Source organism: Marinobacter shengliensis, assembly GCF_003007715.1.
Lineage (GTDB): Bacteria > Pseudomonadota > Gammaproteobacteria > Pseudomonadales > Oleiphilaceae > Marinobacter > Marinobacter shengliensis.
The window spans coordinates 73199-98240 of sequence record NZ_PXNO01000023.1 but is presented as its reverse complement, the minus strand read 5'-3'; the positions used below and the strand labels follow the sequence as shown (position 1 = coordinate 98240).

The window sequence follows — 25042 nt, the reverse complement described above, 5'->3', positions numbered from 1 at the left end:
GTCAGTGAGCTATTTAACGTCCTGTCTGGCCCTGCGCCTGGTGCTCCAGCATTTGCTCCATCATCATCTGCATATGCTCCAGGCGCTGTTCCATCATTTCCATTCGCTGTTCCGGCTCCATACCCGCGCCACCCGAACGAGGCCCTTTGCCGCCGGACTGACCTTTCGGCTGGTTACCCATGCCCTGGCCACCGCCCATCTGGCCCTGGTGCTGCCCCATCATGCCCTGCCCTTGGCCCTGGCCCATGCCCTGCCCTATCATGCCACCACGCATCATCTGCATGTGCTGCTGCATGGACTCCATGTGCTTCTCACGAATACGCTGGCGCTCCGCATCCGACTTGGCGTTGCGCATTTCCTGCATCATTTCCTGCATCTGCGACATGTTCTGTTGCATCTGCTGCATCTGTTCCTGGTTCATCATGCCACCCCGCGGCATTTGCCCGGAGTTGCCCTGGGCAAACACCAGAAGGGGTGCGGAAACGAGAACGGAACATGCGATTAACCTTGTAAACCTGTTCATGACATTCTCCTTTTCATCACAGTTGATGAGTGTCTACTACAGTTAAGACCATAAAACTGAATCGAACCTGAAATAGCGGCCAAACCTACAACCTCTCTTGGCAAGAATTGACGCAGGTCATCGGTGCGCAAGGCCCCTTCGTTTCCAGAGGTAGAACAATACGGGAATGACCAACAATGCCAGCAGCATAGCGCTGACCATACCACCCACCATCGGGGCTGCGATGCGCCCCATTACTTCCGAGCCCGTCCCGGTGCCGAACATGATGGGTAACAGCCCAATGATGATGGAACTTCCGGTCATCATGATCGGCCGAACCCGCAACCCGGCACCATGCAGAACGGCATGCCGGAGAGTTTCACGCCTGGGCTCAAGACCTTTTTGCTCGCAACTCTCAAGCATCGACTGGTAAGACTGGTTAAGGTACACCAGCATGATGACCCCGATCTCTACGGCAACCCCCGCCAGGGCAATGAATCCCACTCCAACGGCAACCGAAAAGTTGTAACCCAATAGATACATAAACCAGACTGCGCCCACCAGAGCAAACGGCAGTGTGCCCAGGATCATCGCCACCTCAGCAATGCGGCGGAAGCTCATAAACAACAGTATGACAATGATCGCCAGGGTCAGCGGGACCACATAGGTCAGCCTTTCCTTGGCCCGGAGCATGTATTCATATTGGCCGGACCAGGCCACGGAGTAGCCTGCCGGCAGCTGCAGTTCATCATTTACAACCGCCATGGCCTGCTCTACGTAGCTGCCCACATCAACACCCTCGATGTCCACAAAGGTCCAACCATTAAGCCGGGCATTCTCACTTTTTATTGCTGGAGGGCCGTCCTCAATCCGAATGTCGGCCACATCCGCCAAGGCAATGCGTTGGCCGGACGGCGTCACGATCGGCAGCTGCCGGAGCTTCTCGGGGGAATCGCGGTAGTCTTGCGGATAACGCACATTGATAGGGTATCTTTCCAACCCCTCGATGGTTTGAGACACGTTAATTCCGCCCACCGCCGAAGCGATCACCTGCTGAACATCGGCAATGTTGAGGCCATATCTCGCCGCCCGTAATCGGTCGATATCGGCCTGAACATAACGGCCCCCGGCAACGCGCTCCGAATACACAGATGCCGTACCGGGAACCTCCGAAAGAATGGCTTCCAGTTGCTTGCCCACTGCCTCAATGGTTGCCAGCTCAGGCCCGGCCACCTTGATGCCAACCGGCGTTTTTATCCCCGTCGCCAGCATGTCAATCCGGGTAATGATTGGCATCACCCAGGCATTGGTAACGCCGGGAAATTGGATAAGGGCGTTCAATTCCTGCTTCAGTTTTTCGGTGGTCATCCCCTCACGCCACTGGTCGCGAGGTTTAAGTTGAATAAACGTTTCAATCATCGTCAACGGGGCGGGATCTGTGGCGGTCTCTGCCCGGCCAACCTTGCCAAACACCGTTTCCACTTCCGGCGGCGAGGCAATCAACCGGTCGGTCTGTTGCAGCAATTCCCGAGCCTTGCCGATAGAAATACCCGGGTAGGTGGTTGGCATATACATCAGATCGCCCTCATCCAGAGGCGGGATGAATTCGCTGCCTATCCGGGAGGCAGGCCACACCCCCACCGCCAGAATCAGAACCACCACTACCAGGGTTGTCACCGGATACTTCAGGACACCCTTCAGCATTGGCAGATAGCCCGACACCAATAACCGGTTTACAGGATTTCGGTGCTCCGACAGCACCTTGCCACGAATGAAGTAACCCATGAGCACCGGCACCAGCGTGACCGCCAGAGCGGCACTGGCCGCCATGGCATAGGTTTTGGTATAGGCCAGCGGCGAGAACATGCGGCCCTCCTGGGCTTCCAGCACAAACACCGGCACAAAGCTGACGGTAATAATCAACAATGAGAAAAACAGCGCCGGCCCCACCTCGGCCGACGCCTTCGCCACCACTTGCCAGCGATTTTCCCTGGTCAGCGGTGTACGCTCCATGTGTTTGTGCATGTTCTCGATCATCACGATGGCACCGTCAATCATGGTGCCTATGGCAATGGCGATGCCACCCAACGACATGATGTTGGCATTGATGCCCTGCCAGTACATCACGATGAAGGCTGTCAGAATGCCGACTGGCAGGCTGATCATCACCACCAGCGAAGACCGCACGTGGAACAGGAAGATCACGCACACCAGCCCGACAACGAGAAGTTCTTCCAGCAATTTGTTCCAGAGGTTGGTCACAGCGCGATCGATCAAACCGGAACGGTCATACACCGTGACCACTTCGACACCGTCCGGCAGACTCCCCTGCAAAGCCTCCAGTTTGGCTTTCACACCCCGTATAGTCTCCTGGGCGTTTTCACCAAAACGCATCACTATAACGCCGCCAACCGTTTCGCCCTCGCCATTCAACTCGGCAATGCCCCTGCGCATCTGTGGCCCCACTTCAACGCTGGCCACATCCTTTAACAAAACGGGGGTGCCGTTGTCGTCGAGTCCCAGCGGGATCGAGAGCAAATCTTCCCGGGACTGGATATAGCCCGAGGCCCGCACCATGTACTCGGCCTCTGCCATTTCAATGACAGAGGCCCCCACTTCCTGATTGCCGCGCTTTATGGCGGTTTCAATATGGGACAGCGGAATCCCCAGGGTACGCAGCTTTTCCGGGCTCACCTGTACCTGGTATTGCTTGACCATGCCACCCACAGTGGCCACTTCCGAAACGCCGGGTACCGTCTGCAGCTCATACTTCAGGAACCAGTCCTGAAGGCTTCGGAGCTGGCTCAGGTCGTGCTGCCCGGTGCGGTCTACCAACGCGTACAGGTACACCCAGCCCACACCGGTAGCGTCAGGCCCCAATTGCGGCCGGGCCTGCTCCGGCAGATTCGGCGCCACCTGCGACAGGTATTCGAGCACCCGAGAGCGGGCCCAGTACATATCGGTGTTTTCGTCAAAGATCACATAAACGTAGGAGTCACCGAAGAACGAATAGCCTCGAACGGTTTGCGCCCCCGGCACCGACAGCATGGCGGTGGTCAGCGGGTAAGTAACCTGGTCCTCTACCACCTGAGGCGCCTGTCCCGGATAGCTGGTTTTAATGATGACCTGGACATCCGACAGGTCCGGCAGTGCATCCACTGGCGTGTTCTTCAGGGAGTACAGTCCCAGACCGGTCAGCAGCAGTGCTGCCATGACGACCAGAAAACGGTTACGAACCGACCAGTAAATCAGCGACGCGATCATCAGTGGCCCCCTTCATGCTGCATACCATGGGCTCTGTGATCCATCTCCGTCGGTCGGGGCGACATACGCAGAAAGTCAGAGGTTTTGCTGGATTCCGAATCGATCAGAAACTGCGCAGAGGTGACCACCGTGTCGCCGGGCCTTACCCCTTGCAGAATTTCCACATACTCCTCACCTACCCGCCCAACATAGACGTTAACCGATTTGAACGCTCCTTTTTCCAGAGCCAGCACCAAACGGTCACTCTGGCCGGTGCGGATCACGGATTCCCGGGGCACTAACATTCGCCGGTCACCACGCTCTCCCTGTATGTTCAGCCGGGCGAACATACCCGGGCGCAAAGCGCCGTCAGTGTTTGTGAAACGCAGCCTGACCCGGGCCGTGCGGGTGGTGGTGTTGATCTCCGGATAGACGTAATCCACCTGCCCCCGCCACTGCCGATCCGGCATGTAATCCAATGTCATCACCGCCCGGTCACCGGGTTTTACTGCGGCAATCTGGCTCTCAAACATTTCCCCCAGAACCCAGACCTCATCCAGAGAGGCAATGGTCACCACCTGGTCGCCGGGTTTGATGAACATCCCTTCGCGCACATTGAGACTCTCAATAACCCCGGTCGCCGGTGCGTAGACGGTCAGGGTACGGCGCACTTCGCGGGTATCCTTCAGGCTCCGTACCAGGCTGGTTGGAACATTCAGCGCCAATAGACGCTGCTCTGCAGCACGGACCAGGTTCTCATTGCCCCGGTTCAACGCCAGAACCAGCTCCTCCTGAGCGTTAACCAGGGTGGGCGAATACAACGAGTACAAGGCCTTGCCCTGTTCAACCGGCTCCCCCTCCGCCTTCACATACAGCGCCTCAATCCAGCCCTCAACACGGGGATGCACATGGGCCATGGCGTCCTCGTTATACTGGACGTGCCCGACGGTGGTGATGTTTAGTGGCAGGCGCCCCTGGATAACCGTGCCGGTCCTCACACCCAGGTTGTTGGTTACCGCGGGCGATATCCGGACGGTGCCCGCTGGGTCATCCGCGGCTCCGCCGTCCGCATAAACCGGCACAAGGTCCATCCCCATGGGCGACTTGCCCGGTTTGTCCCTTCTGAAATCAGGGTCCATGGGGGCCACCCAGTAAAGCGGCTCACGGGCCTGTGAATGTGCAGGATCCAAGGTGTGGTCCATGCTTGCGCCAGCCGCCAGCCACCAACTAGCACCGGCACCGGCAAAACCACCCAGCACGAGAAGGCCCAGAGGGCGAATGAAATTGGCCATAGTTGTCAGTCCTGATAACGAGTCGATGAAAAGAGGGGGGCGTTATCCGCGCCGGCGGTGACGTAATTGAAGCTGGCTTGCGACCTGGCACGCTCGGCCACCACCTGAAACAGCTCGATGCGGGCATTGAGCTCGGCAATACGCGCGCGCACGGCTTCGGCAAAATCACCATCGTCAGAGTTGTAAGCACTCAGGGCGGCTTCGGCCTGCTGCTCCATCTGAGGCAGCAGGGTTTCCCGGTAACGTGTAATGCGTTCATCCAGGCGCTCGATGCGCGCCACTGCACTGCGGGCTAACGCCTGCAACTGGCGCAGCTGCAGCATACGCTCGGTTTTAACGGTCTCTGCCCGGGCCACGGAGGCGTTGAGGTTCCGGTCTTGGCGGTTACTGGTGAATAGTGGGAGATCAACGCTGATACCGACGGAGAAAAGATCGGCCCGGTCCTGGCCGTTAGGAGCCTTGTCGCGGTATCCATATTGCGCAGACAGTGACCACTCCGGTTTGTAGGCCTGTTTCGCCAGGTCAACCTCCAGAGTACGCACCTCAATCAGTTCATCCGTGGCACGAATCATCGGGTGGTCGATCGCCAGCACGCTATCGACCTTCGGACTGCCGTTCGCAGACAGTGCTGTCAAATACGGCGGTATGGTGTCGTCAACAGACAGGAGGTCGGCACGGATTCCAGCATGTTCGTCAATCCATGCACCCACCCACTCCGCCAGCGCCGCACGGCTGGAACTGAGCTCTGCTGACAGCGCCGTTAGCCGGTCATCCAGCCGGGTCAGCTCAACGGATGCGCGAATCACGTCCTGCTGCCGGGCGCTCATTGTGGCCGAGCGGTAGCCAGCCTGGGCAACGTCTTCCAACTGCTCGAACAGGCTACGGCTGCTCTCGATCAGCTGCACACTTTGCTGAGCGCGCCAGACCTCCAGCCACAGGTGGGTGACTGTTTCAGTCACCTTGAGTTCGCGATTGTCTCGCTGGCGAGGCTGTATTGAAGCCATCTGCAGCACCTTGGCTTTGGCAATCCGGCGGCTGTCCCCCCGGGGAAAGCGTTGGGTAATGCCAACGGTGGCCTGTGTCATTGCCTCTTGCCCGAGGTCGAAGGTGTCTGTTGGCAGGTTTGCCAGCCCGAGCGTCAAGCGGGGATCAGGCAGCGAGCCCTGCGCCACCGCTTCTTCCCTGAGGGCCTGTTCCTGATAAACACTGCCTTGCAGCCAGGGGTCATTCCGTATGGCGATTTCAATGGCCGACGTCAGGCCCAGCTCCTGCTGGGCCGCTGCGGGCAAGGCTGAGATGGCCAGCATCGTGGCCATGCCCAGTTTTGGAAGGTGTCTGAGATAACGCAAAGTGAGTTCTCCGCAAAAGGCTGTTATGCGGAGAATGCTAGAGGGGCAACCTGAACTGTGACTGAAAGATTTATCCTAAATAATGGATTTTTTGATCTCGCTCAAAACAATCAGACACGTGCTCTGATCTGGCTATTGAATTTACATCAAACCAACGCCGAATCGTTTCATTACGAGTGCCAGGGAAACAAAACAGATCATGGTCAGCACGGCACTGACCGCCAGCGACAACCAGAATCCCAAACGGGGTAACAGGAACGGAAACAACAGAAACATCGGCAAGGTAGGCAACACATACCAGAAGGTGTACCAGGCATGGTTGGAGATTTTGTCCGCAGGCTGATGCTCAACATACATCCAGACCATCGCCAGTACAGTCACCATGGGCAGTGCAGCAATCAGTGCGCCGAGTTTGTCGCTGCGCTTGGCAACTTCCGAAATCAGTACCACCAGGGCGGCGGTGATGGCGTATTTGGTTATGAGCCAGGTCATTGCAGTTATCTCCGTGTTACCTGTCGAAGGGCCGAATAGCCAGAACCAAACTACCGCGACAGCGAACATTTTTCACATTTAATTTCCAATCAGGAAAGCGGGCAAGGTATGGTCTTCGACCGTCGAATCAAACCGCGCAAACAAAAAGGCAATTCACAGGAGTCACTATGCGCTCAACCTTACTTGCTGATCGCAAGCATGTGCTCAGAGCTTCCCCCACATACCGTCTGTTCTGGATTTTTCTGACCTTCGGGCTGTTCGGCATGAGCGCCGATGTGCTCGCACATGCCGTCGCCGAAGGCGATAAAGGCTATATCCAGGAGATCACCGGGGTTAACCTGATTGCTTTCATGTATCTGGGCGCCAAGCACATGGTCACCGGCTACGACCACCTGCTGTTCCTGCTGGGCGTCATCTTCTTCCTCTACCAGATGAAGCACATCGCGATCTACGTGAGCCTGTTTGCGGTGGGCCACTCCACCACCATGCTGCTGGGGGTGTATTTCAACATTGGCATCAACAGCTACATAATCGATGCCATTATCGGACTGTCCATCGTGTACAAGGCGCTGGACAACATCGGTGCCTATCAACGGTGGTTTGGTTTTCAGCCCAACACCAAGGCCGCCACCCTGATCTTCGGGTTCTTCCACGGCTTTGGCCTGTCTTCAAAGATCATCGAATACGACATCTCGCCGGACGGCCTGGTGCCAAACCTGCTGGCGTTTAACGTCGGGGTGGAAATTGGCCAGCTCATCGCCCTGACCATGATCCTGATTGCCATCAGCTTCTGGCGCAAAACCGACGGCTTTTTCCGCCACGCCTACACCACCAATGTAGCCATGATGAGCGCGGGCTTCCTGCTCTTCGGTTATCAGCTCACCGGTTATTTTGTCGCCTAATTCTGGAGATTCGTTATGTACAACACCGATAGACCAAACCGTGAAGAACTACCCTCCACCGCCAAACTGATTCGATCCACCATCATCGCCGCTATCGTTGCACTGGTGCTGCTGGTGACGGTGGTTATGCCTGCCGAGTATGCTCTGGACCCGACCGGTGCCGGCCGGGTTCTGGGCCTGACCGAAATGGGCGAGATCAAGCAACAGCTGGCCGAAGAAGCGGCCGCCGATGCCGCCGCGCAAATGGTGGCGGTGCAACCCCAGACAGAAGCGCCGGCGCCAGCATCGGTTGAGCCCGCCGCCACTGCCGAAGCAGCTCCGGAAGCTGAGCCTGCGCCGGAAGAGCCTGCTCCAGCCACCACCAACGAAACCGAATGGAAAGATGAGGTTCGTTTTGTGCTGACGCCGGGCCAGGGTACGGAGTTCAAACTCACCATGAATGAGGGCGCCATCGCCCGGTTCTCCTGGGAATCCGAAGGTGGCCCGGTTAACTTTGACACCCATGGCGATGGTGGCGGCCGGTCCATCTCTTACGAAAAGGGCCGGGGCGTTCCGGAGGATGAAGGCGAACTTGAGGCCGCCTTTACCGGCAACCATGGCTGGTTCTTCCGGAACCGCAACAACAACGATGTGACCGTGGTACTGCGCACCGGCGGTGATTACGGTGAACTGAAGAAAATGCTGTAAAAGTACGCACCACTGCGACAGCCTCAGGGACGAGGCACAAATAAACGATATTGAATAATGTAATCAAGGAAAAGGGCTAATGAGTGAAGTTTCTTTCAGGGAAGCGCTGATAGTCTGGATTAGGATCGGTCTTCTCAGCTTCGGCGGCCCGGCAGGGCAGATCGCGTTAATGCACCGGATTATTGTAGACGAGAAGAAGTGGCTGGATGAGTCTCGATTTCTACACGCCCTGAACTATTGCATGCTGTTACCCGGGCCTGAGGCTCAACAACTTGCCACCTACATCGGTTGGCTAATGCATGGTGTGAAGGGCGGGGTTATTGCAGGCCTGCTGTTTATCATTCCTGGGGCTCTGGCAATTTTCCTTTTGTCCTGGGCGTATGTCACCATCGGTGACCTGACTCTTGTTGAAGGTGTTTTTTTCGGCCTGAAAGCGGCGGTGCTCGCGATTGTTGTTCAGGCCCTGATACGAATCGGCAAACGAGCACTCAAGGGCACTTTGAGGCCGTTCCTCGCCGTTGCCGGTTTTCTGGCTTTGTTTGTTTTCAGCGTACCGTTTCCGATCGTGGTTCTGACGGCGGGCATTGCGGGCTACCTGGTAGCCCGTAGACTTGGGCCGGACAATACGGAGGCCAATCATTCGTTGGTCAGCACAGAAACCGTTGTACGCCCCGGAACCCGGCGTGCAGCCCTAACCTGCCTGGTACTTTGGGCACTGACCGTGTTTGGGTTGCTGGCCGCCCTGGGCTACGGCCATGTGTATTCGCAGATTGCCGTGTTTTTCTCAAAGATGGCAACAGTCACCTTTGGCGGCGCCTACGCGGTGCTGTCTTACGTGGCCCAGCAAGGGGTTGAGAACTATCAGTGGCTACAGCCCGGTGAAATGCTGGAAGGCCTCGGCCTGGCGGAGACGACGCCAGGGCCCCTTATTCTGGTCACACAGTTCGTTGGATTTCTCGCAGCCTACCGCGATGCTGCCGGCGAGTCTGCGCTCCTCTTCGCCTCTATTGGCGCCCTGCTGACCACATGGGTGACGTTTCTGCCCTGCTTTCTGTGGATCTTTGCCGGTGCGCCCTACGTGGAGAAACTACGCGCAAACCAAGCCATTTCTTCCGCCCTTGGGGCCGTCACTGCCGTCGTCGTTGGAGTGATTGCCAACCTGGCACTTTGGTTTGCGATCAGCGCACTGTTCGCCGAGCAATACGCCCTAACAGGATTTGGTGTCGACATGCACCTGCCCTATCTTGCCAGTGTGGACATTCCAATGCTGGTGCTGTCTGCCGTGGCGTTTGTCTGCGCCTTCAAATTCAGGATGGGCGTCATTGCCCTGGTGGGCACATTAGCCGGTCTTGGGGCGAGTTGGATGTTGTTTGTGGGCTGACGCTATATCCGCGTCCGCTCATAACGCCGCCTCAGCAACATCGAATTGCCAATCACCGAGAGCGAACTGGCGGTCATCGCTACCACGCCAATCATCGGGTGCAGCAACCCGGCAGCCGCGATGGGAATGGCGGCCGCGTTATAGCCGCTGGCCCACAGCAGGTTTTCAACAATCTTTCTGAAGGTGGCGCGGGACAACACCATGGCGTCGACAACGCCCGACAGCTCGCCACGCACCAGAGTGACGTCTGCAGCTTCGATGGCCACGTCTGCACCGGCACCGATGGCGATCCCCACGTTCGCCTGCTTCAGGGCCGGAGCGTCGTTGATGCCATCACCCACCATGGCAACGTGGTTGCCATAGGTTTTCTGTAGCTCCCGAATGGCATCGACTTTGCCCTCCGGCAACACTCCGGCACGTACTTCATCAATACCGACTTCTCTGGCAACCGCATTGGCAGCACGCTCGTTGTCTCCGGTAATCATCACCACGTGCAGGCCATGCGCGTGCATGGCTTTGATGGCGGCCACAGACTCATCTTTCAGCGTGTCGGCCACTGCAACAATGCCGCAGGCTTGGCCATCGCGAGCGACAATCACAGCGGTTCTTCCCTTGCCCTCAAGCTCGTGAAGATCTTTATCAAGAGCATCCAGCCCCGTTACTTCGTTCTCTTCAAGAAGCAACCGGTTGCCGATCAGCACGGACTGCCCTAAGACCACACCAGACACGCCACGGGCACCGGTGGAGCGAAAGCCTGACACCTCACCAGGCTTAACGCCGCGCTCCCGGGCACCGTCGACAATGGCACGGGCAATGGGATGTTCTGAAGCATTTTCCACGGCCGCAGCTAGTTCCAGCAGCTCGGTTTCCGACACCCCCGAGGCGGCAACGGTTTCGGTAAGTTTTGGCTCGCCACGGGTGATCGTTCCAGTTTTATCCAGCACCATCACCTTGATGTCCTTGAATGTCTGGATAGCCTCACCGGAGCGAATCAGAATGCCCCGCTCAGCACCAATTCCGGACCCCACCATCAGCGCCGTTGGCGTGGCCAGTCCCAGAGCACACGGGCAGGCAATCACCAGTACGGCAATCGCCGCGAGAATCGCCAGCACCGGTGTCGCCGCTGCAGGATCAACCCAGGGCAGAAAACCGGCACCCCACTCCAGAATCGGGCGCAAGGAATCCGCGGCAAACAGCCAGACCAGAAGGCTGCCCAACGCAATGATCAAGACCAGCGGCACGAAGCGGCCGGTCATGCGGTCGGCAAACTCCTGGATCGGCACCCTGGAGCCCTGGGCCTCGTCGATCAGCTTTACCACCTGGGCCAGGAAGGTATCTCCACCAACACGGGTTGCCTTTACCCTCAGGCGCCCCTCCTTGTTAATGGTCGCGCCGATAACGGTGTCGCCCTCGCTTTTATAGACCGGGATCGACTCGCCCGTGGCAATGGATTCATCCAGGTGACTCTCTCCATCGACGACCTCACCGTCGGTGGGCACCTTATCGCCGGGCCGAACCACCATGATGTCGCCGGGTACCAACTCCTTTATTAAAATTTCGATTTCTTCGCCGTCCCGCTCAACGCGGGCGGTCTTGGCGCCGAGTGTCAGCAACCTGCGGATCGCCTGAGACGCCTTGCCTTTGGCTTTGGCTTCCAGGTACCGGCCTACCAGGTGGAAGGTCATAATGGTCGCCGCCATCTCGATAAACGAAGTCATCGGATAGACAAAGCCCACCAGACCAATGATGAACGGCGGCAGGCTGCCCATGGAGATCAGCACATCCATGTTGAAGGTGCCGTTTTTCAGGGAGCGCCAAGATGCTTTATGAGTCGCGGCACCGCCGTAAAGAAACACCACCGGAAAGGCCAGCACGGCGACTATCGCCAGGTAACCTGGAATAGGCTGCCAAAACATGTGGGGCATCATCAGCAGCATGATCAGGGTGGTCGGCACTGCCGCTATCCATAGCCTGCGCACCGCCTGTTTCAGATACTGCTCTTCATCTTCCGCTTGATGGTCGGGGTTGGCATCGGCTTGTGTGGTCACCCTCGCCACATCGTAGCCGGCCCCTTCCACCGCGCGCTTCAGGGCATCACCGTCCGGGCCGTCAGCGCGTGTGGTCACATGCACTTTGTGATTGGCGATGTTAGTGGTAACGCCTTCGATACCGTCCAGGCGGTTAAGGGTTTTACTGACAATACCTGCGCAATGATCCGAACCCATGCCTGGCACCGTCAGTTCATAGACGCCGGGTTTTGCAGTTGAGGTGTCCATCATCAGGCATCGCCTCCACTCTCCTTGACACCCGGCCAGTCGGAGAAGGCCAGGAAGTAGAGCAGTACCAGATTAACCACCGGGATCAGAATCAGGACACCGAGCCAACCGGGATACCCGGTGCGCTGGCAGATCCGCCAGGCTGGAATAACCACCGCAATGGCAATGACCAGCATCCAGAGCCAGTGGCCTGCCCACATAGTGTAGCCATACATGTCGTCGTGCATCATGACGAATCCTCCGTTGGTGACATGTCACCATCCCAACAGGCGAAGCTGAAACCAGCCTGAAAAAGGGTAGAACGGATAAGACTTACTTGCTGGGTCGTGACTTACATCAATTAAAAGAAGGGAAGAAAGCCCTGCGTCCTGCCGGGCTTTCGAATGGGAGGTTCAGAATGCCAGCCGTGCGCCAACCACCGCGAACCAGTCTTCGGTACCTCCGCCACTGGCGCGAGCGAAATCGGCTGTGTCGCCGTATTTGCGCTCATGGACCACCCCCACATAAGGTGAGAAGGCGCGGTCGATCAGGTCGTAACTCAGCCGCAACCCGACTTCTGTCGAGTTGATCCCTTTACCCACGCCGATTTCCCGGTCCTCAGAGAACGCCAGCAGGGTTTCAAAGGTAGCGGATACAATCCAGTAGTTGGTGATCAACAGCTCGTACTCAGCCTCAAAATCCACCGAGGCGTCGCCCTTGTCACTGACATACAGGTTGGTATCGATCTCGAACCAGTACGGTGCCAGACCGGTCAGCCCAATGACGCCGTAAACCCGGTCCGGGCCCTCCGGTGTATCAATGCGAATACCTGCCTTGGCATCCCAGAACTCGCTGATCGGTGTCTGGGCCAGAAACTGGTTTTCCAGGGTTTCCCACGCGTTGTGGTTTTCCTCCCACTCCCCCGTGAACTGCCACCGGAATTTCAGCTCGTCACTACCGTACCAGGCATCGGTTTCAATCACTGCCAGCTTTTCATCGGAGTCGCTGTAGCGGTACTCGAGTTTTTCAGCACTGACACCCCAGAACGCGTTAACGTTGTGCGCATCAATCGCCTCGTCTGCCTGCACGATGGCAGAACCCATCAGCGTCAAAGCACAAATCCGGGCGAGCCATGGGTTACGCGTTTTCATGCGTCACCTCCCTTGGCCTGTGCATCGCCAGAGGCGACGTCCTCATTCGGGCCGCCCTCAACTACAATCTTGCGGAACATACCGGCCGCTGCGTGATAGGAGAGATGGCAATGGAACGCCCACTCACCCGGTGCATCCACCTCGGTTTCCATATACACCGTGGTCGCCGGCGCCACGCTGATCACGTGCTTGATCGGATTCCATTTGCCTGCCCCGACGTCCAGGATTGACCACATGCCGTGCAAGTGCATCGGGTGCGTCATCATGGTCTCGTTCACGAACTTGAACCGGACCCGCTCTCCGTATTGCAGCACCACTGGGTCAGCATCCTCATACTTCACGCCGTTGATGCTCCACTCGTAACGCTCCATGTTGCCAGTCAGGCGCATTTCGATTTCACGGGTCGGCTCACGCTCTTCATAGAGCGGGCTTTGAGCCCGTAGATCGGAGTAAGACAGGAACTTACCGCCATTGCTGGCCGTTGGCAGCAGGCCACTGCCGCTGGCGTAGAAGGGGTCTTCCGGCATTCCGCCACCGTGGGCTGAGTGGTCCATGCCTGCGTGATTCATGCTTCCCTGGTCCATCGAGCCGTGGTTCATACTGCTGTGATCCATCGCCCCATGGTCCATACCGCCATGATTCATCGAGCCGTGGTCCATATCGCCATGATCCATGTGGCCCGCCATGTCTGCCATGGTCAGCATCGGTGCTTTGCGCAGTTCCGGCACTTCAGCCACCATGCCCTCGCGGGGTGCCAGCGTGCCACGGGCATAGCCGGAGCGGCCCATGGACTCGGCGAAGATGGTATAGGCCTGCTCATCACGGATGTGCACAATCACATCGTAGGTTTCTGCCACACCAATCCGGAACTCGTCCACATTCACCGGCTGGACGTTATTGCCATCGGCCTGGACCACCGTCATCTTCAAGCCAGGAATCCGAATGTCAAAGTAGGTCATGGCGGAGGAGTTGATAAACCTCAGGCGCACCCGCTCACCGGGCTTGAACAGCCCCGTCCAGTTCTGCTCTGGTCCCTTGCCATTGATCAGGCCAGTGAAGCCCTGCACGTCTTCAATATCCGCTTTCATCATCCGCATCTGGCCCCACATCCTGCGATCATGCAGCGTAGCCATGAAGCCTTGCTCACGGGATTCGGTAAAGAAATCCATCACCGTTTGCTGCTGGCGATTGTAGTAGTCAGGCGACGACTTCAGATTCCGCATGATGCGGTCACCGGAATGCGGGTGCTTGTCGGTCAGCTGCACCACGTACTCGCGGTCATACCGGAACGGCTCCCGGCCTTCAGGCTCGATGATGATGGCCCCGTAGGCGCCATTCGGTTCCTGGAAACCGGAGTGGCTGTGGTACCAGTAGGTACCCGCCTGCACCACTGGGAATCGGTAGGTAAAGGTTTCACCCGGCTTGATGCCGGGAAAGCTGATGCCGGGCACACCGTCCTGCTCAAACGGCAGAATCAGGCCGTGCCAGTGTATCGAGGTGGTCTCTTTCAGGTTGTTGGTGACGTTGATCACCACGTCCTCGCCCTCTTTGAACCGGAGGGTCGGGCCGGGCGAACTGCCGTTGTAGCCAATGCCTTCCTTGACGAAATCGCCGGTATCAATCTTTACCCGGTCAACCGTCAGGTCATACTCCCCTGCCATACCGATGGCTGGCAAAAACAGCGCCAGGGTGACCGTTATCAGGCGTCTGGTCATGGTTCTACTCCTGTTACTGTTGGAACCTTACATCACCGTACATGCCTGCCTGGTAATGGCCGGGCACGTTGCAGGCGAACTCCAGGGTGGTGTCACCGGAAAAGCGCCAGATCAGTTCACCGCTCTGGCCGGGCTCCAGCAGCACGCTGTTCGGATCGTCATGCTTCATGGTGTGTCCGTCCCCCATATCCATCTCCATCATCTGGTGGTTGATGGTTCCACCCTGGATAACCCCGTGCTCCACCATCATGACCATTTCTTCCTGATGGGCTTCGTGCATATCGGCCGTTCCGATATTGAACTCGTGAACCAGCTGGCCGTGATTTTCCACCACGAAACGCACCACCTCACCTTTCTGAATGTCGATGGTTTCCGGCTCGTAGTAGTTGTCATACATAGCCACCGTGACGATGCGAGTGGCTTACGAAGCGTTTGCCGGTTCGCCAATGGCAGCGCCAGAGCCGTGTCCATGCCCGTGGCTGTGCCCATGGGCGCCGGCGCCAAAGGCGGTAGCAGAAAGTGACAAGGCGGCCGCCGCAGTGATGAACTTTGTTATTCTCATGGAAATGTCTCCTGTATTGTGACGGGTGTGAAATGCATGCCCGGAGTGAGCAACATTCAAGTGCAGAGCGAACAGGCGATACCATGGCCCACCAACCTGAATTCTTTCTGAAAAAGCCGATTAATTGCTGTTCAGGCTGAATTCAGGCTACTGCGGCATAGTGCTTTGGGGTACAACAGGAACCGCTGCAATCGAGGCGAGTGAGATGAGATTACTGCTGGTAGAGGATGACCGCTTATTGGCTGATGGCCTTTCACGTCAGCTTGAAAAATCAGGCTTCAGTGTCGATATCGCAAGTACAGCGAAAGAGGCTGGCATTCTCGGCTCGCAGGAGAGCTATCGCGTGTGTGTGCTGGATCTCGGCCTGCCAGATGGCAATGGTTTGACGGTGCTCAAACAATGGCGCGCTCACCACATCGATTTTCCAGTGCTGATTCTGACCGCCAGAGGCGATTGGCAAGATAAGGTTGACGGCCTTAAAGCAGGTGCCGATGACTACCTGGCCAAGCCGTTCCAGACGGAAGAGCTGGTCGCCCGCCTTAATGCAATCATCCGGCGCGGCGATGGGCGCGTGTCCTCTACCGTTAGAGCGGGCCGGTTTGAGCTGGATGAAAACCGTCAGAGCCTGAAAATGCAGGATGGCACCGAACACTCGCTCACGGGTACCGAGTTCCGCCTGCTCCGATGCCTGATGAACCGCCCGGGGCATGTCTTTTCCAAAGACCAGCTCATGGAACAACTCTACAGCCTTAACGACAACCCGAGTGACAACGTCATCGAAGCCTACATCCGTCGATTGAGGAAACTGGTGGGCGCTGAAACCATTGCGACCCGGCGGGGCCAGGGATATCTTTTCAATGATGCCGATCACTAACCCCCTGTCCGTCAGGACCACCCTGCTGACGCTCCTGTTGCCATCAGGCATTGTGTTAATGGCACTGGCATGGATAGTCCATGGCTTGCTGTTGGACCGCATGTCCCGAGACTTCGTGGAAGGAAGGTTGCACGACGAGGTCGCCTTCCTGGAGCTACAGGTGCGACAGTCCGGTGGCCAACTGGACGCCCTGCAGACTGGGGACTATTTCGAGGAAGTTTTCCACCATGCGTTCGCGCTTCATTCCCCCGACATAACCACGATTTCTCCCGAGTCCTGGCGCCCCTTGCTGGAACCACTTCTGGAGACCGAGCAGCAAGGGAGCATCCGGGTTCAGAGCTCCGGAGCGACAGGTGCACCAACAGACATCCTTGCTTATCGCCGACAGATTACGGTTGATGGCATGCCCTATGTCATCATCGTGTCAGAAGACATGGACGCGCTCAGGTCCAGCCAGGCGGAGTTACACGCATGGACGGCCATCGTATCGATTCTGCTCATTCTGTTACTGGTTGCCGTCATCTGGGTTGGTATCGCGCTTGCCCTGAGGCCAGTGGCCTCGCTGCAGTCTGCGCTGACACAATTGCAGGGTGGCACCATTTCTCGAATTGATGTCCGGGCGCCAGAAGAATTCCGGCCCCTGGTGAACCAACTAAACCAGCTGTTGGATTCGCTGGATCAACGCCTGGAGCGCTCCCGGGACGCCCTGGCCAACCTCTCCCACAGTGTCAAAACCCCCATTGCTGCGGTCCGCCAGATACTTGAGGACGACAGCCGGCCACTGGATACAGCCTTGAGGGACGAAATGGCGCGCCGGCTCAGCCACATCGACAAGCAGCTTGAAACCGAGATGCGCCGGAGTCAGTTTGCCGGGCCGCAGGTTGGAAAAAGTGCATTACCCGTCAAGCAGGCCAGGGATTTGTTGTGGATGCTGGGCCGCTTGTACCCTGAAAAATCGTTTGAGCTGACGACGGATTTAACAGACGAACACCGTTGGCCGATTGAAGAGCACGACCTGAATGAAGTGTTCGGCAACCTGCTCGATAATGCCGGCAAATGGGCCACCCAAAGCATAGAGCTGTCACTCGGTGAGTCAGCAAACACCGTGAGGATGGTTGTGACCGATGATGGCCCGGGGGTCGCTGCAGCAAACCTGGATCACCTTGGCAGCCGAGGGCTCAGGCTGGATGAGCAAACACCCGGCCATGGCCTGGGGCTGGCCATTGTCCGGGATATCGTGCAGCGCTATGGTGGCCGGATAAACTTCAGCGATGGCACAAAAGGCGGCCTGCGCGTTGAGGTTGATCTGCCACGTAAATCCTAGGGGGCTGAAATTGAAAATCGGCGAACTATCAAAGACAGCGGGCCTGCCGGTAGAAACCATCCGCTACTATGAAAAAATCGGCCTGATGCCAGCGCCTGAGCGCAACGCCAGCGGCTATCGCCAGTACCGTTCTGATCACCGTGATCGACTGTTGTTCATCAAACGCTGCCGCAATCTGGACATGACCCAGGACGAAATCCGGGAACTGATCCAGCTTACTAACCAGCCCGAGGCGGACTGCAGCGAGGTAGATGCTCTGCTTGCCCGACACCTTAACCATGTACGGGAGCGCCTCGCGGAACTGACCCGGTTGGAGAAGACGCTGGAGCGACTGCAAAAGGCCTGTTCTCGAGGTAGGACCGTCAGCGAATGCGGGATTCTGGATGGTCTTAACTCAGAAATCGGCCAACTTGAAGATAACCACCCTGCTAACCACGTTCCCGGCACCCATGGAAAATAATCTCAGCTGAAGCGTTGACCCTGTAGCAACTTCAGGGTTTTTAATAGAGACAATCTGATTCAAAGGAGGTCTCTGATGGCATGCAGCTGTTCCGTACCGGAACCCCAAGGCCCGGCTCCGGGCTTTCGCAAAGCGCTCTGGATTGCCCTGTGGGTGAATCTCGCCATGTTCTTCGTCGAAGGCCTGGCAAGCCTTCAGTCCGGCTCCGTGGCACTCATGGCGGATGCCATCGACTTCTTTGGCGACAGCGCCAACTACCTGCTTTCCCTGAGTGTGCTCAGTATGGGCATGCTCTGGCGTGGGCGGGCTGCCTTGGTCAAAGGATTAACCATGGCTACCTTTGGGCTGGTGGTCTGGGGCCGTGCCATCTGGGTGCTCCAGAGCGGCGTTACACCGGAGCCACTGACCATGGGGCTTGTCGGGTTACTGGCCCTGGCGGCCAACGTAGGTGTGGCGGTTATGCTGTTCAAGTTCCGGGAGGGTGATTCCGATATGCGCTCAGTCTGGCTCTGCAGCCGCAACGATGCCATCGGCAACCTGGCGGTGATGGGCGCAGCGCTGGGGGTGTTTGGCACCGGCTCCGCGTGGCCGGACTTGGTCGTAGCGGGCATTATGGGCACCCTGGCACTGACTGCCGGTATCAGCGTGGTTCGACATGCCCGGTCAGACATCGCCAATGCCCGGGCGGCAAACCGGCTGATCGCCCAGGAAAACTGAGGCGATCAGTAGGCCTGGAAGTCGGTCAGCCGGTAGGAAAATTCATCATCGGCGATGAACGGGCTGTAGTCGACTTCCAGCGATGCCGGAAAGCCATAGTGCGGATCGTATTCCACCAACAGTTTGTCGGGACTGCCAGGATAGTGATGCCCTTTGGTCTGCTGCGCCAGGGCCAAGGCCAGCCAGTTACCGTAAAAGTCTGTATTTATGAGGAGTGTGTCCCACTTGGGGTATCGAACGGTTAACAAGTCCGCACTGGCAACCCTGGCGGGATAGTATTCGCTGGGCTGAGCCGGCTTACGCCCCGAACACCAAGGCAATCATCACCGGAATAAAACCGAGCGCAAACAGCGTACTGAGCAACGTGGTGCCTGCCGCCTGCCGGGGTGCAGCATCCAGCAGCGTGGCAATCACCACCGTGTTGGCGGCAATCGGCGTGATGGAAATCAGGAAAATGGCCTGGTGCACCGCCAGGTCGTAAATGCCCAGCACCTGGGCATCCAGCCACCAGAAGGCCAGCGCCAGCGCCGGCCAGCTGACGAACTTGCCAAAGAAGGCCAGGCCGGTGAACACCGGATTGCCGGCCAGGCCCCGGAAACTCATTATGCCCATGCCGATAATCATCATGCCCAGAACACTGTAGGCACCGCGCAGATTATCGAACAGCGGCACAAACGTCTCCGGAATCGACACCCCTGACAGATTCAATGCCGCTGCCGCGGCAAACGCATACACCGACGGCAGTCGTGCCACGCGCACCAGTGCGTCGCGAATGCTGTACTTGCCCCTTGCCGCCAGATAGAAACCCACCGAATTCTCGAACAGCGTGGTGCCCAGCATGCACACGATATAGAGGGCCAGCCCCTGCTCTCCAAACAACAGCAAAGCCACAGGAATACCGAAGTAACCCGTGTTGCCGGTACCCACCGATAACGGGATAACGGATGCACTGCCGTCGGTCAGTAGTTTGCGGGCAATGGCCAGGTGAATCAGGGCAATCAGGGTGCAGAAACCGAATACCAGGGCGGGCAACAGAATGACCTGAGGCGTCAGCGGTGCAGCCATGACTCCTGAGAACACTACCGAGGGCGTCACGATGTAAAGCATGATCCCGGCGATATGTTTTCCACTGGCCTCCAGGTAGCGCCCGGCAACCCAGCCGAGAGCAACGGTGACGTACAGGGGAAGGAGTTTTACAAACAAAGCCAACGCGGCCGCCATGGCGCCTCCAAAAGACAATCTTTCACCTCAAGCGCAGCAGTCTAACACCTACCCATGAAGAGGTAACTCCCCGGCGCAATGGAGAAATCGGCGATCTTCTTTGATAATCATCAATAGCATTACCAATACATCTTTATATCCTAGCAGGGCAGTCAGGTATTCCAACAAGCAAGGAGTGAGACCAATGGCCGAGCGCTTTACCAAAAGCATGGCCAGGAACATCTATCTGGGAGGAAGTGCATTCTTCGTCCTGTTGTTCCTGGCCCTGACTTTTGACACACAGGTCCGGGCTATGCCCGAGCGGGATAACCGCGATCAGCTCACCGAAGAGGTGGTGCGCGGTAAACACATCTGGGAGAACAACAACTGCGTGGGTTGTCACTCCATCATGGGCGAAGGTGCCTATTTTGCTCCAGAGCTGGCCAACGTGTTTGACCGCCGTGGCGCGGGAGACACCGAGGTCTTCAAGTCTTACATGCGAGCTTGGATGAACGCCATGCCTACCAACATCCCAGGCCGCCGCCAGATGCCGAACTTCAATCTGAGCGATGAAGATATCGATGCGTTGTCTGCCTTCCTGGAGTGGACATCCAAGATCGACGACAACAACTGGCCACCCAACATCGAAGGCTGAGGGAACAAGCATGAAATACGAATCGCAAAGGGTGTCCATGCCCTACTTCATCTTTGCCCTGATCCTGTTTGTCGGCCAGATTGTGTTCGGCCTGGTTCTGGGGCTTCAGTACGTCGTCGGTGATTTCCTGTTTCCGGAAATCCCCTTCAACGTGGCCAGGATGGTTCATACCAACCTGCTGATTGTCTGGCTGTTGTTCGGCTTCATGGGCGCCACCTACTACATGGTGCCGGAAGAAGCCCAAACTGAACTGCACAGCCCGCTGCTTGCCTGGATTCTGTTCTGGGTGTTTGCCGCTGCCGGCACCCTGACCGTTCTTGGCTACCTGTTTGTAGACTACGCACGTTTGGCGGAGCTGACCTTCAATGAATACTTCCCGACCATGGGGCGGGAGTTTCTGGAGCAGCCCACCATCACCAAGATAGGTCTGCTGCTGGTCATCCTCGGCTTCCTCTATAACGTCATCATGACTGCCCTCAAAGGCCGCAAGACCGTCGTCAATATCATTCTGATCACGGGGCTGATCGGCCTGGCCGTGCTTTGGCTGTTCGCGTTCTACAACCCGAGCAACCTGGCCACCGACAAGTACTTCTGGTGGTTTGTTATTCACCTGTGGGTAGAGGGCGTGTGGGAACTGATCATGGGTGCCATCCTGGCCTATGTGTTGATCAAACTGACCGGTGTAGACCGTGAAGTAATCGAGAAGTGGCTGTACGTGATCGTTGCCATGGCTCTGATTACCGGCATCATCGGTACCGGCCACCACTTCTTCTGGATCGGGCCGCCTGAATACTGGCTGTGGCTGGGCTCGGTGTTCTCGGCACTGGAACCGCTGCCGTTCTTCATGATGGTGGTGTTCGCCTTCAACATGATCAACCGTCGCCGCCGCAATCACCCGAACAAGGCCGCCATGCTCTGGGCCATGGGCACCACCGTGATGGCGTTCCTGGGCGCGGGCGTGTGGGGCTTCCTGCATACCCTGGCCCCGGTGAACTACTACACCCACGGCAGCCAGATTACCGCGGCCCACGGCCATATGGCCTTCTACGGCGCCTATGTGATGATCGTACTGACCATCATTTCCTACGCGGTACCCATCATGCGTGGCCGCCCCTACGGCAACAGCAACACGGCGCAGGTGGTGGAAATGTGGGGCTTCTGGCTGATGACCATCTCCATGGTGTTCATCACCCTGTTCCTGACCGCGGCAGGCGTACTGCAGGTGTGGTTGCAACGCATCCCCGATAGCGGTGCTGCGCTGTCCTTCATGGCCGGCCAGGATCAGATTGCCCTGTTCTACTGGATGCGATTCGTCGCTGGCGCCTTCTTCATGGCGGGCCTGGTAGTGTACCTCGGCAGCTTCTTCATCAAGGGCCAGGCAAGCCCGGAAGAGGAAGTGCGCGGTCCTGCGACGGCTGACGCCTGACCAAGGCTGATCGCCGGGGCCTTCCGGCCCCGGCATATCCCCCGAACCCCTGGACAACCCAAGTGCATGCGCAAACCGTCAATCCCAAAGACACCCTGCAGCAGAAGCGGCTGATCACCCGCGCCGCCTTTTTCCTGCTGTTCCTGCTTGCGCCTGCCCTGAATATTTTCCGATACGATCTGACCGAAACCCGGTTTATTCTGCTGGGCTTTCCCCTGTCGTTTAACCTGAATCTTGATTGGGTGGCCCAAAGCACCCCGGCCGAAGTGGCTGGTCAGATCCTGTTCTGGTTTGTGCTGCCCATACTGACCCTGGTCCCCTTGGTACTCTGGATATCCCTGAAATGGGGGCGAATTTACTGCGGCTGGCTTTGCCCGCACTTCTCGGTGGTGGAAACCATCAACAACCTGATGACGCGTATCACCGGCCGCCCTACCCTCTGGGAAGCCCTGAAAAAAGGCAACACCGGTAAGGCAATGCACTGGGCAGGCCTGACTCTGGTATGCGCAGCCATAGGCTTCTCCTGGGCCTTGGCCCTGCTGTCTTACCTGTTACCGCCGATCCCTTTATACCTGAGCCTGATAACCGGCCAACTAAGCCTGTACCCGGCTATCTTCCTGGCGGTTGCCACCGCCGTCTTCACCTTTGATTTTCTCTTCGCCCGGCACCTGTTCTGCAAATACGGCTGTGCTTTCGGGTTGATTCAAAGCATTGCCTGGATGGCCAACGGCAAAGGGCGGGTGGTGACTTTCGATACCGAAAGGGCCGCCGCCTGCCGGGATTGTACCAAGGCCTGCGATGAAGCCTGCCCCATGCGCCTGCCTACCCGCAGCCACAAGCGGGCCAAGTTTTCCTGCACTCAGTGCCTGCAATGTGTGAGCGCCTGCCGTGAGGTGCAAAAAGACAACCCGCAAGGTTCCCTGCTGACCTGGGAGCCCGGAACCCCTGGCAAACAAACCGTACTGATTCCGGTACGCCAGATACATTCCCCTCCGCGCCAATCCCGCGCCTGATTCAGGAGTCGATATGGAAGAGTGGGTCGGATTAAAGTGGCACGAATACGTAACCCGCCAGGCCATGGGCGAGTTCCCCGAACACACCGTGCACCTGAAAGACGAAGCACGCACCCTGGGCGTGCTGTTCCGCGCCATGGGCGGCGACCCGGCCCTGAGCCTGGTGACAGCCGAGCCCCGGCATTTCCAGATTCGCCGACGATTCGTGCAGAAACTGGCCGGCACCCACCGCAAGTTTGAACTGGCCTGGCGGGATGAAGAAAGCCTGCGCCTGCCGGAACAACTGGCCCTGTTCCCGTCCCGAAAGATCAATCGGGAACTGTACCTGTGGCTTGCCGCCCTGGCCTCACTCGGAGAGATCCATCACCACAGCTGGCTGCAGGGCAACCAGGCCATGGTTCAACAACTACTTGGCCAGTGGCCGGGGCTGGAACCCATGTACCAGCGGCTGGTTCGCCACACCCTGCATTGGCGACCTCGCCCGGACACACTCCGGGGCAACGAAGCGGAGCGTGAAAACGCTATTCGCCAGGCGCTGATTCACCCCGGCAGCGTGACCGACCTGCCCGAGGCCCTCACCGACCCCTGGCCGGTGGTGCTTTGGCTGTACCCGATACTGGGGCGCGGCAAACTGAAAGGCCAGATCATTGGCGACGACAACACCCAGTCCAAATCCGGTGGCCTGGCCAAGAAACGCAAGCGCCGCCGGGCCGAACGGGTGGATGCCTTTGATAAAGACCAGGGCATCATGCTGTTCCGGCTTGAAAGCCTGTTCTCCTGGTCCGAGTTCATACCCGTGGACCGTGCCGGGGACGACAGCGAGGAAGACGATGCGGAGTCCGTGGCCGATGACATGGACATGATTTCCATCTCCATGGACCGCCGGGAAGCCTCATCCGCCATCAAATTTGACCTGGACCTGCCCTCGGAAGAAAACGACGATCTGTTCCTTGGCCCGGGCATCCACCTGCCCGAGTGGGACTGGCGCCGTCAGGGTTTCCGGGAAAAATTCTGCTGTCTGCAACCCATGCTAAGCAGAGAAGCGGTGCCCTCACCCCTGCCGGAGCGTCTGAAAAACCCGGCGCAAACCCTGCGCCGCCAGTTCAGCGCCCTGAAACCCCTGCGGCAATGGGAGCGACGGCAACGGGAAGGCGAAGAGCTGGATCTGGATGCCTGCCTGGAGCGGGTGGTCCAGCAACGGCGCGGGGCCGGCGACATGGACCAGAAGCTGTTCCGCCAGTGCAAACAGAACCAGCGCGACCTCGCGTGCCTGGTACTGGCCGACATATCCCTGTCGACCGACACCTACATCAACAACAATCAACGGGTGATCGACATCGCCCGGGATGGCCTGCAATTACTCAGCGAAGCCCTCACCGCCAGCCGTGATCCTTTTGCACTGTTTGCGTTCTCCTCACGGCGACGGGACCACATCCGCTTCCATCACATCAAAAGCTTTGATGAACCCTACAACGACACCAGCCGGGGCCGCATACAGGCCCTGGAGCCGGGTTATTACACCCGAATGGGTGCCGCTATCCGCCAGTCCACCAAACTGCTGCAGGCAAGACCAGAACACCAGAAGATCCTGCTGTTGCTGACCGACGGTAAACCCAACGACCTGGACCTGTACGAAGGTCGATATGGCGTGGAAGACACCCGAATGGCCGTACAGGAAGCCCACAAAGCCGGCCTGACCCCGTTCTGCGTCACCATTGACGAAGAGGCCAACGAGTACCTGCCCTACGTGTTCGGCAGCACCAACTACGTGGTCATCAAAGACCCGACCCAACTGCCCGCACAGCTGCCCAAGCTGTACCTGAACCTGACCCGATAACGGAG

Annotated in this window: 22 protein-coding genes and 1 pseudogene; 11 read left to right on the top strand and 12 right to left on the bottom strand. The window is 57.9% G+C overall.

Annotated features, from left to right (window positions below; genetic code table 11):
- Positions 1–13: 13 nt before the first annotated feature.
- The 5 genes from C7H10_RS09695 to C7H10_RS09675 all read right to left on the bottom strand — a co-directional run bounded on the left by C7H10_RS09695 (position 14) and on the right by C7H10_RS09675 (position 6878).
- On the bottom strand, positions 14–523 hold the full coding sequence (locus tag C7H10_RS09695; RefSeq protein WP_208622820.1) for a hypothetical protein: 510 nt from the start codon (positions 521–523) through the stop codon (positions 14–16).
- 117 nt (positions 524–640) lie between these two features.
- Positions 641–3766, bottom strand: coding sequence for an efflux RND transporter permease subunit (locus C7H10_RS09690; RefSeq protein WP_106694702.1), 3126 nt, complete (start codon positions 3764–3766; stop codon positions 641–643).
- The gene (locus C7H10_RS09685) at positions 3766–5037 is read right to left on the bottom strand and encodes an efflux RND transporter periplasmic adaptor subunit (protein WP_106694701.1); all 1272 of its coding nucleotides are present in this window, start codon (positions 5035–5037) and stop codon (positions 3766–3768) included. Before C7H10_RS09685 ends, C7H10_RS09690 begins: the two co-directional genes overlap by 1 nt.
- 5 nt (positions 5038–5042) lie before the next feature.
- Positions 5043–6386, bottom strand: a complete 1344-nt coding sequence (locus C7H10_RS09680; protein WP_244178243.1) for a TolC family protein — start codon at positions 6384–6386, stop codon at positions 5043–5045.
- A 141-nt stretch (positions 6387–6527) separates the two neighbouring features.
- The gene (locus C7H10_RS09675; RefSeq protein ID WP_058092654.1) at positions 6528–6878 is read right to left on the bottom strand and encodes a DUF3147 family protein; all 351 of its coding nucleotides are present in this window, start codon (positions 6876–6878) and stop codon (positions 6528–6530) included.
- Positions 6879–7045: 167 nt separating this feature from the next.
- Here C7H10_RS09675 and C7H10_RS09670 point away from each other — a divergent pair, with 167 nt between their 5' ends.
- The 3 genes from C7H10_RS09670 (at position 7046) to chrA (ending at position 9848) form a co-directional block, all read left to right on the top strand.
- On the top strand, positions 7046–7780 hold the full coding sequence (locus C7H10_RS09670) for a HupE/UreJ family protein (protein WP_208622819.1): 735 nt from the start codon (positions 7046–7048) through the stop codon (positions 7778–7780).
- A gap of 15 nt (positions 7781–7795) precedes the next feature.
- Positions 7796–8467 carry a hypothetical protein gene (locus C7H10_RS09665; RefSeq protein WP_106694700.1) on the top strand — a complete coding sequence of 224 codons (672 nt, stop codon included), beginning with the start codon at positions 7796–7798 and terminating at the stop codon, positions 8465–8467.
- 79 nt (positions 8468–8546) lie between these two features.
- On the top strand, positions 8547–9848 hold the full coding sequence (gene chrA / locus C7H10_RS09660; protein WP_106694699.1) for a chromate efflux transporter: 1302 nt from the start codon (positions 8547–8549) through the stop codon (positions 9846–9848).
- Between the two features lie 2 nt (positions 9849–9850).
- On the opposite strand, the gene C7H10_RS09655 is transcribed toward chrA, so the two are convergent.
- From C7H10_RS09655 to C7H10_RS09635, 5 genes and pseudogenes are all read right to left on the bottom strand, one after another.
- Positions 9851–12127 (bottom strand): heavy metal translocating P-type ATPase, encoded by a 2277-nt coding sequence (locus tag C7H10_RS09655; RefSeq protein WP_106694698.1) that lies wholly within the window; start codon positions 12125–12127, stop codon positions 9851–9853.
- On the bottom strand, positions 12127–12354 hold the full coding sequence (locus C7H10_RS09650) for a hypothetical protein (protein ID WP_106694697.1): 228 nt from the start codon (positions 12352–12354) through the stop codon (positions 12127–12129). Before C7H10_RS09650 ends, C7H10_RS09655 begins: the two co-directional genes overlap by 1 nt.
- 162 nt (positions 12355–12516) lie before the next feature.
- Positions 12517–13206, bottom strand: a complete 690-nt coding sequence (locus C7H10_RS09645; RefSeq protein ID WP_244178275.1) for a copper resistance protein B — start codon at positions 13204–13206, stop codon at positions 12517–12519.
- Between the two features lie 44 nt (positions 13207–13250).
- Positions 13251–14969 (bottom strand): copper resistance system multicopper oxidase, encoded by a 1719-nt coding sequence (locus C7H10_RS09640; protein WP_106694695.1) that lies wholly within the window; start codon positions 14967–14969, stop codon positions 13251–13253.
- A 13-nt stretch (positions 14970–14982) separates the two neighbouring features.
- Positions 14983–15531 (bottom strand): annotated as a pseudogene (locus tag C7H10_RS09635) (cupredoxin domain-containing protein).
- A 205-nt stretch (positions 15532–15736) separates the two neighbouring features.
- Here C7H10_RS09635 and C7H10_RS09630 point away from each other — a divergent pair.
- The 4 genes from C7H10_RS09630 (at position 15737) to C7H10_RS09615 (ending at position 18906) form a co-directional block, all read left to right on the top strand.
- Positions 15737–16405, top strand: a complete 669-nt coding sequence (locus C7H10_RS09630; RefSeq protein ID WP_106694694.1) for a response regulator transcription factor — start codon at positions 15737–15739, stop codon at positions 16403–16405.
- Positions 16389–17729, top strand: coding sequence for an ATP-binding protein (locus C7H10_RS09625; protein WP_106694693.1), 1341 nt, complete (start codon positions 16389–16391; stop codon positions 17727–17729). Before C7H10_RS09630 ends, C7H10_RS09625 begins: the two co-directional genes overlap by 17 nt.
- A 10-nt stretch (positions 17730–17739) precedes the next feature.
- A complete protein-coding gene (gene cadR, locus C7H10_RS09620) occupies positions 17740–18189 on the top strand; it encodes a Cd(II)/Pb(II)-responsive transcriptional regulator (RefSeq protein WP_106694692.1) in 450 nt (149 codons plus the stop codon).
- Between the two features lie 75 nt (positions 18190–18264).
- On the top strand, positions 18265–18906 hold the full coding sequence (locus C7H10_RS09615) for a cation diffusion facilitator family transporter (RefSeq protein WP_106694691.1): 642 nt from the start codon (positions 18265–18267) through the stop codon (positions 18904–18906).
- A 5-nt stretch (positions 18907–18911) separates the two neighbouring features.
- On the opposite strand, the gene C7H10_RS19100 is transcribed toward C7H10_RS09615, so the two are convergent.
- A complete protein-coding gene (locus tag C7H10_RS19100; RefSeq protein ID WP_146136806.1) occupies positions 18912–19154 on the bottom strand; it encodes a DUF6174 domain-containing protein in 243 nt (80 codons plus the stop codon).
- Positions 19155–19203: 49 nt separating this feature from the next.
- Entirely contained in the window at positions 19204–20127 is a 924-nt protein-coding gene (locus C7H10_RS09610) for an AEC family transporter (RefSeq protein ID WP_106694690.1), read from the bottom strand.
- A gap of 184 nt (positions 20128–20311) precedes the next feature.
- Between C7H10_RS09610 and C7H10_RS09605 the strand changes: the two genes are divergently transcribed.
- From C7H10_RS09605 to C7H10_RS09590, 4 genes are all read left to right on the top strand, one after another.
- A complete protein-coding gene (locus C7H10_RS09605) occupies positions 20312–20761 on the top strand; it encodes a c-type cytochrome (RefSeq protein ID WP_072676399.1) in 450 nt (149 codons plus the stop codon).
- Between the two features lie 10 nt (positions 20762–20771).
- Positions 20772–22187, top strand: a complete 1416-nt coding sequence (locus C7H10_RS09600) for a cbb3-type cytochrome c oxidase subunit I (protein ID WP_106694689.1) — start codon at positions 20772–20774, stop codon at positions 22185–22187.
- 62 nt (positions 22188–22249) lie between these two features.
- Entirely contained in the window at positions 22250–23200 is a 951-nt protein-coding gene (locus C7H10_RS09595) for a 4Fe-4S binding protein (RefSeq protein WP_106694688.1), read from the top strand.
- Positions 23201–23213: 13 nt separating this feature from the next.
- Positions 23214–25037 (top strand): nitric oxide reductase activation protein NorD, encoded by a 1824-nt coding sequence (locus tag C7H10_RS09590; protein WP_106694687.1) that lies wholly within the window; start codon positions 23214–23216, stop codon positions 25035–25037.
- The last annotated feature ends 5 nt before the right edge of the window (positions 25038–25042 follow it).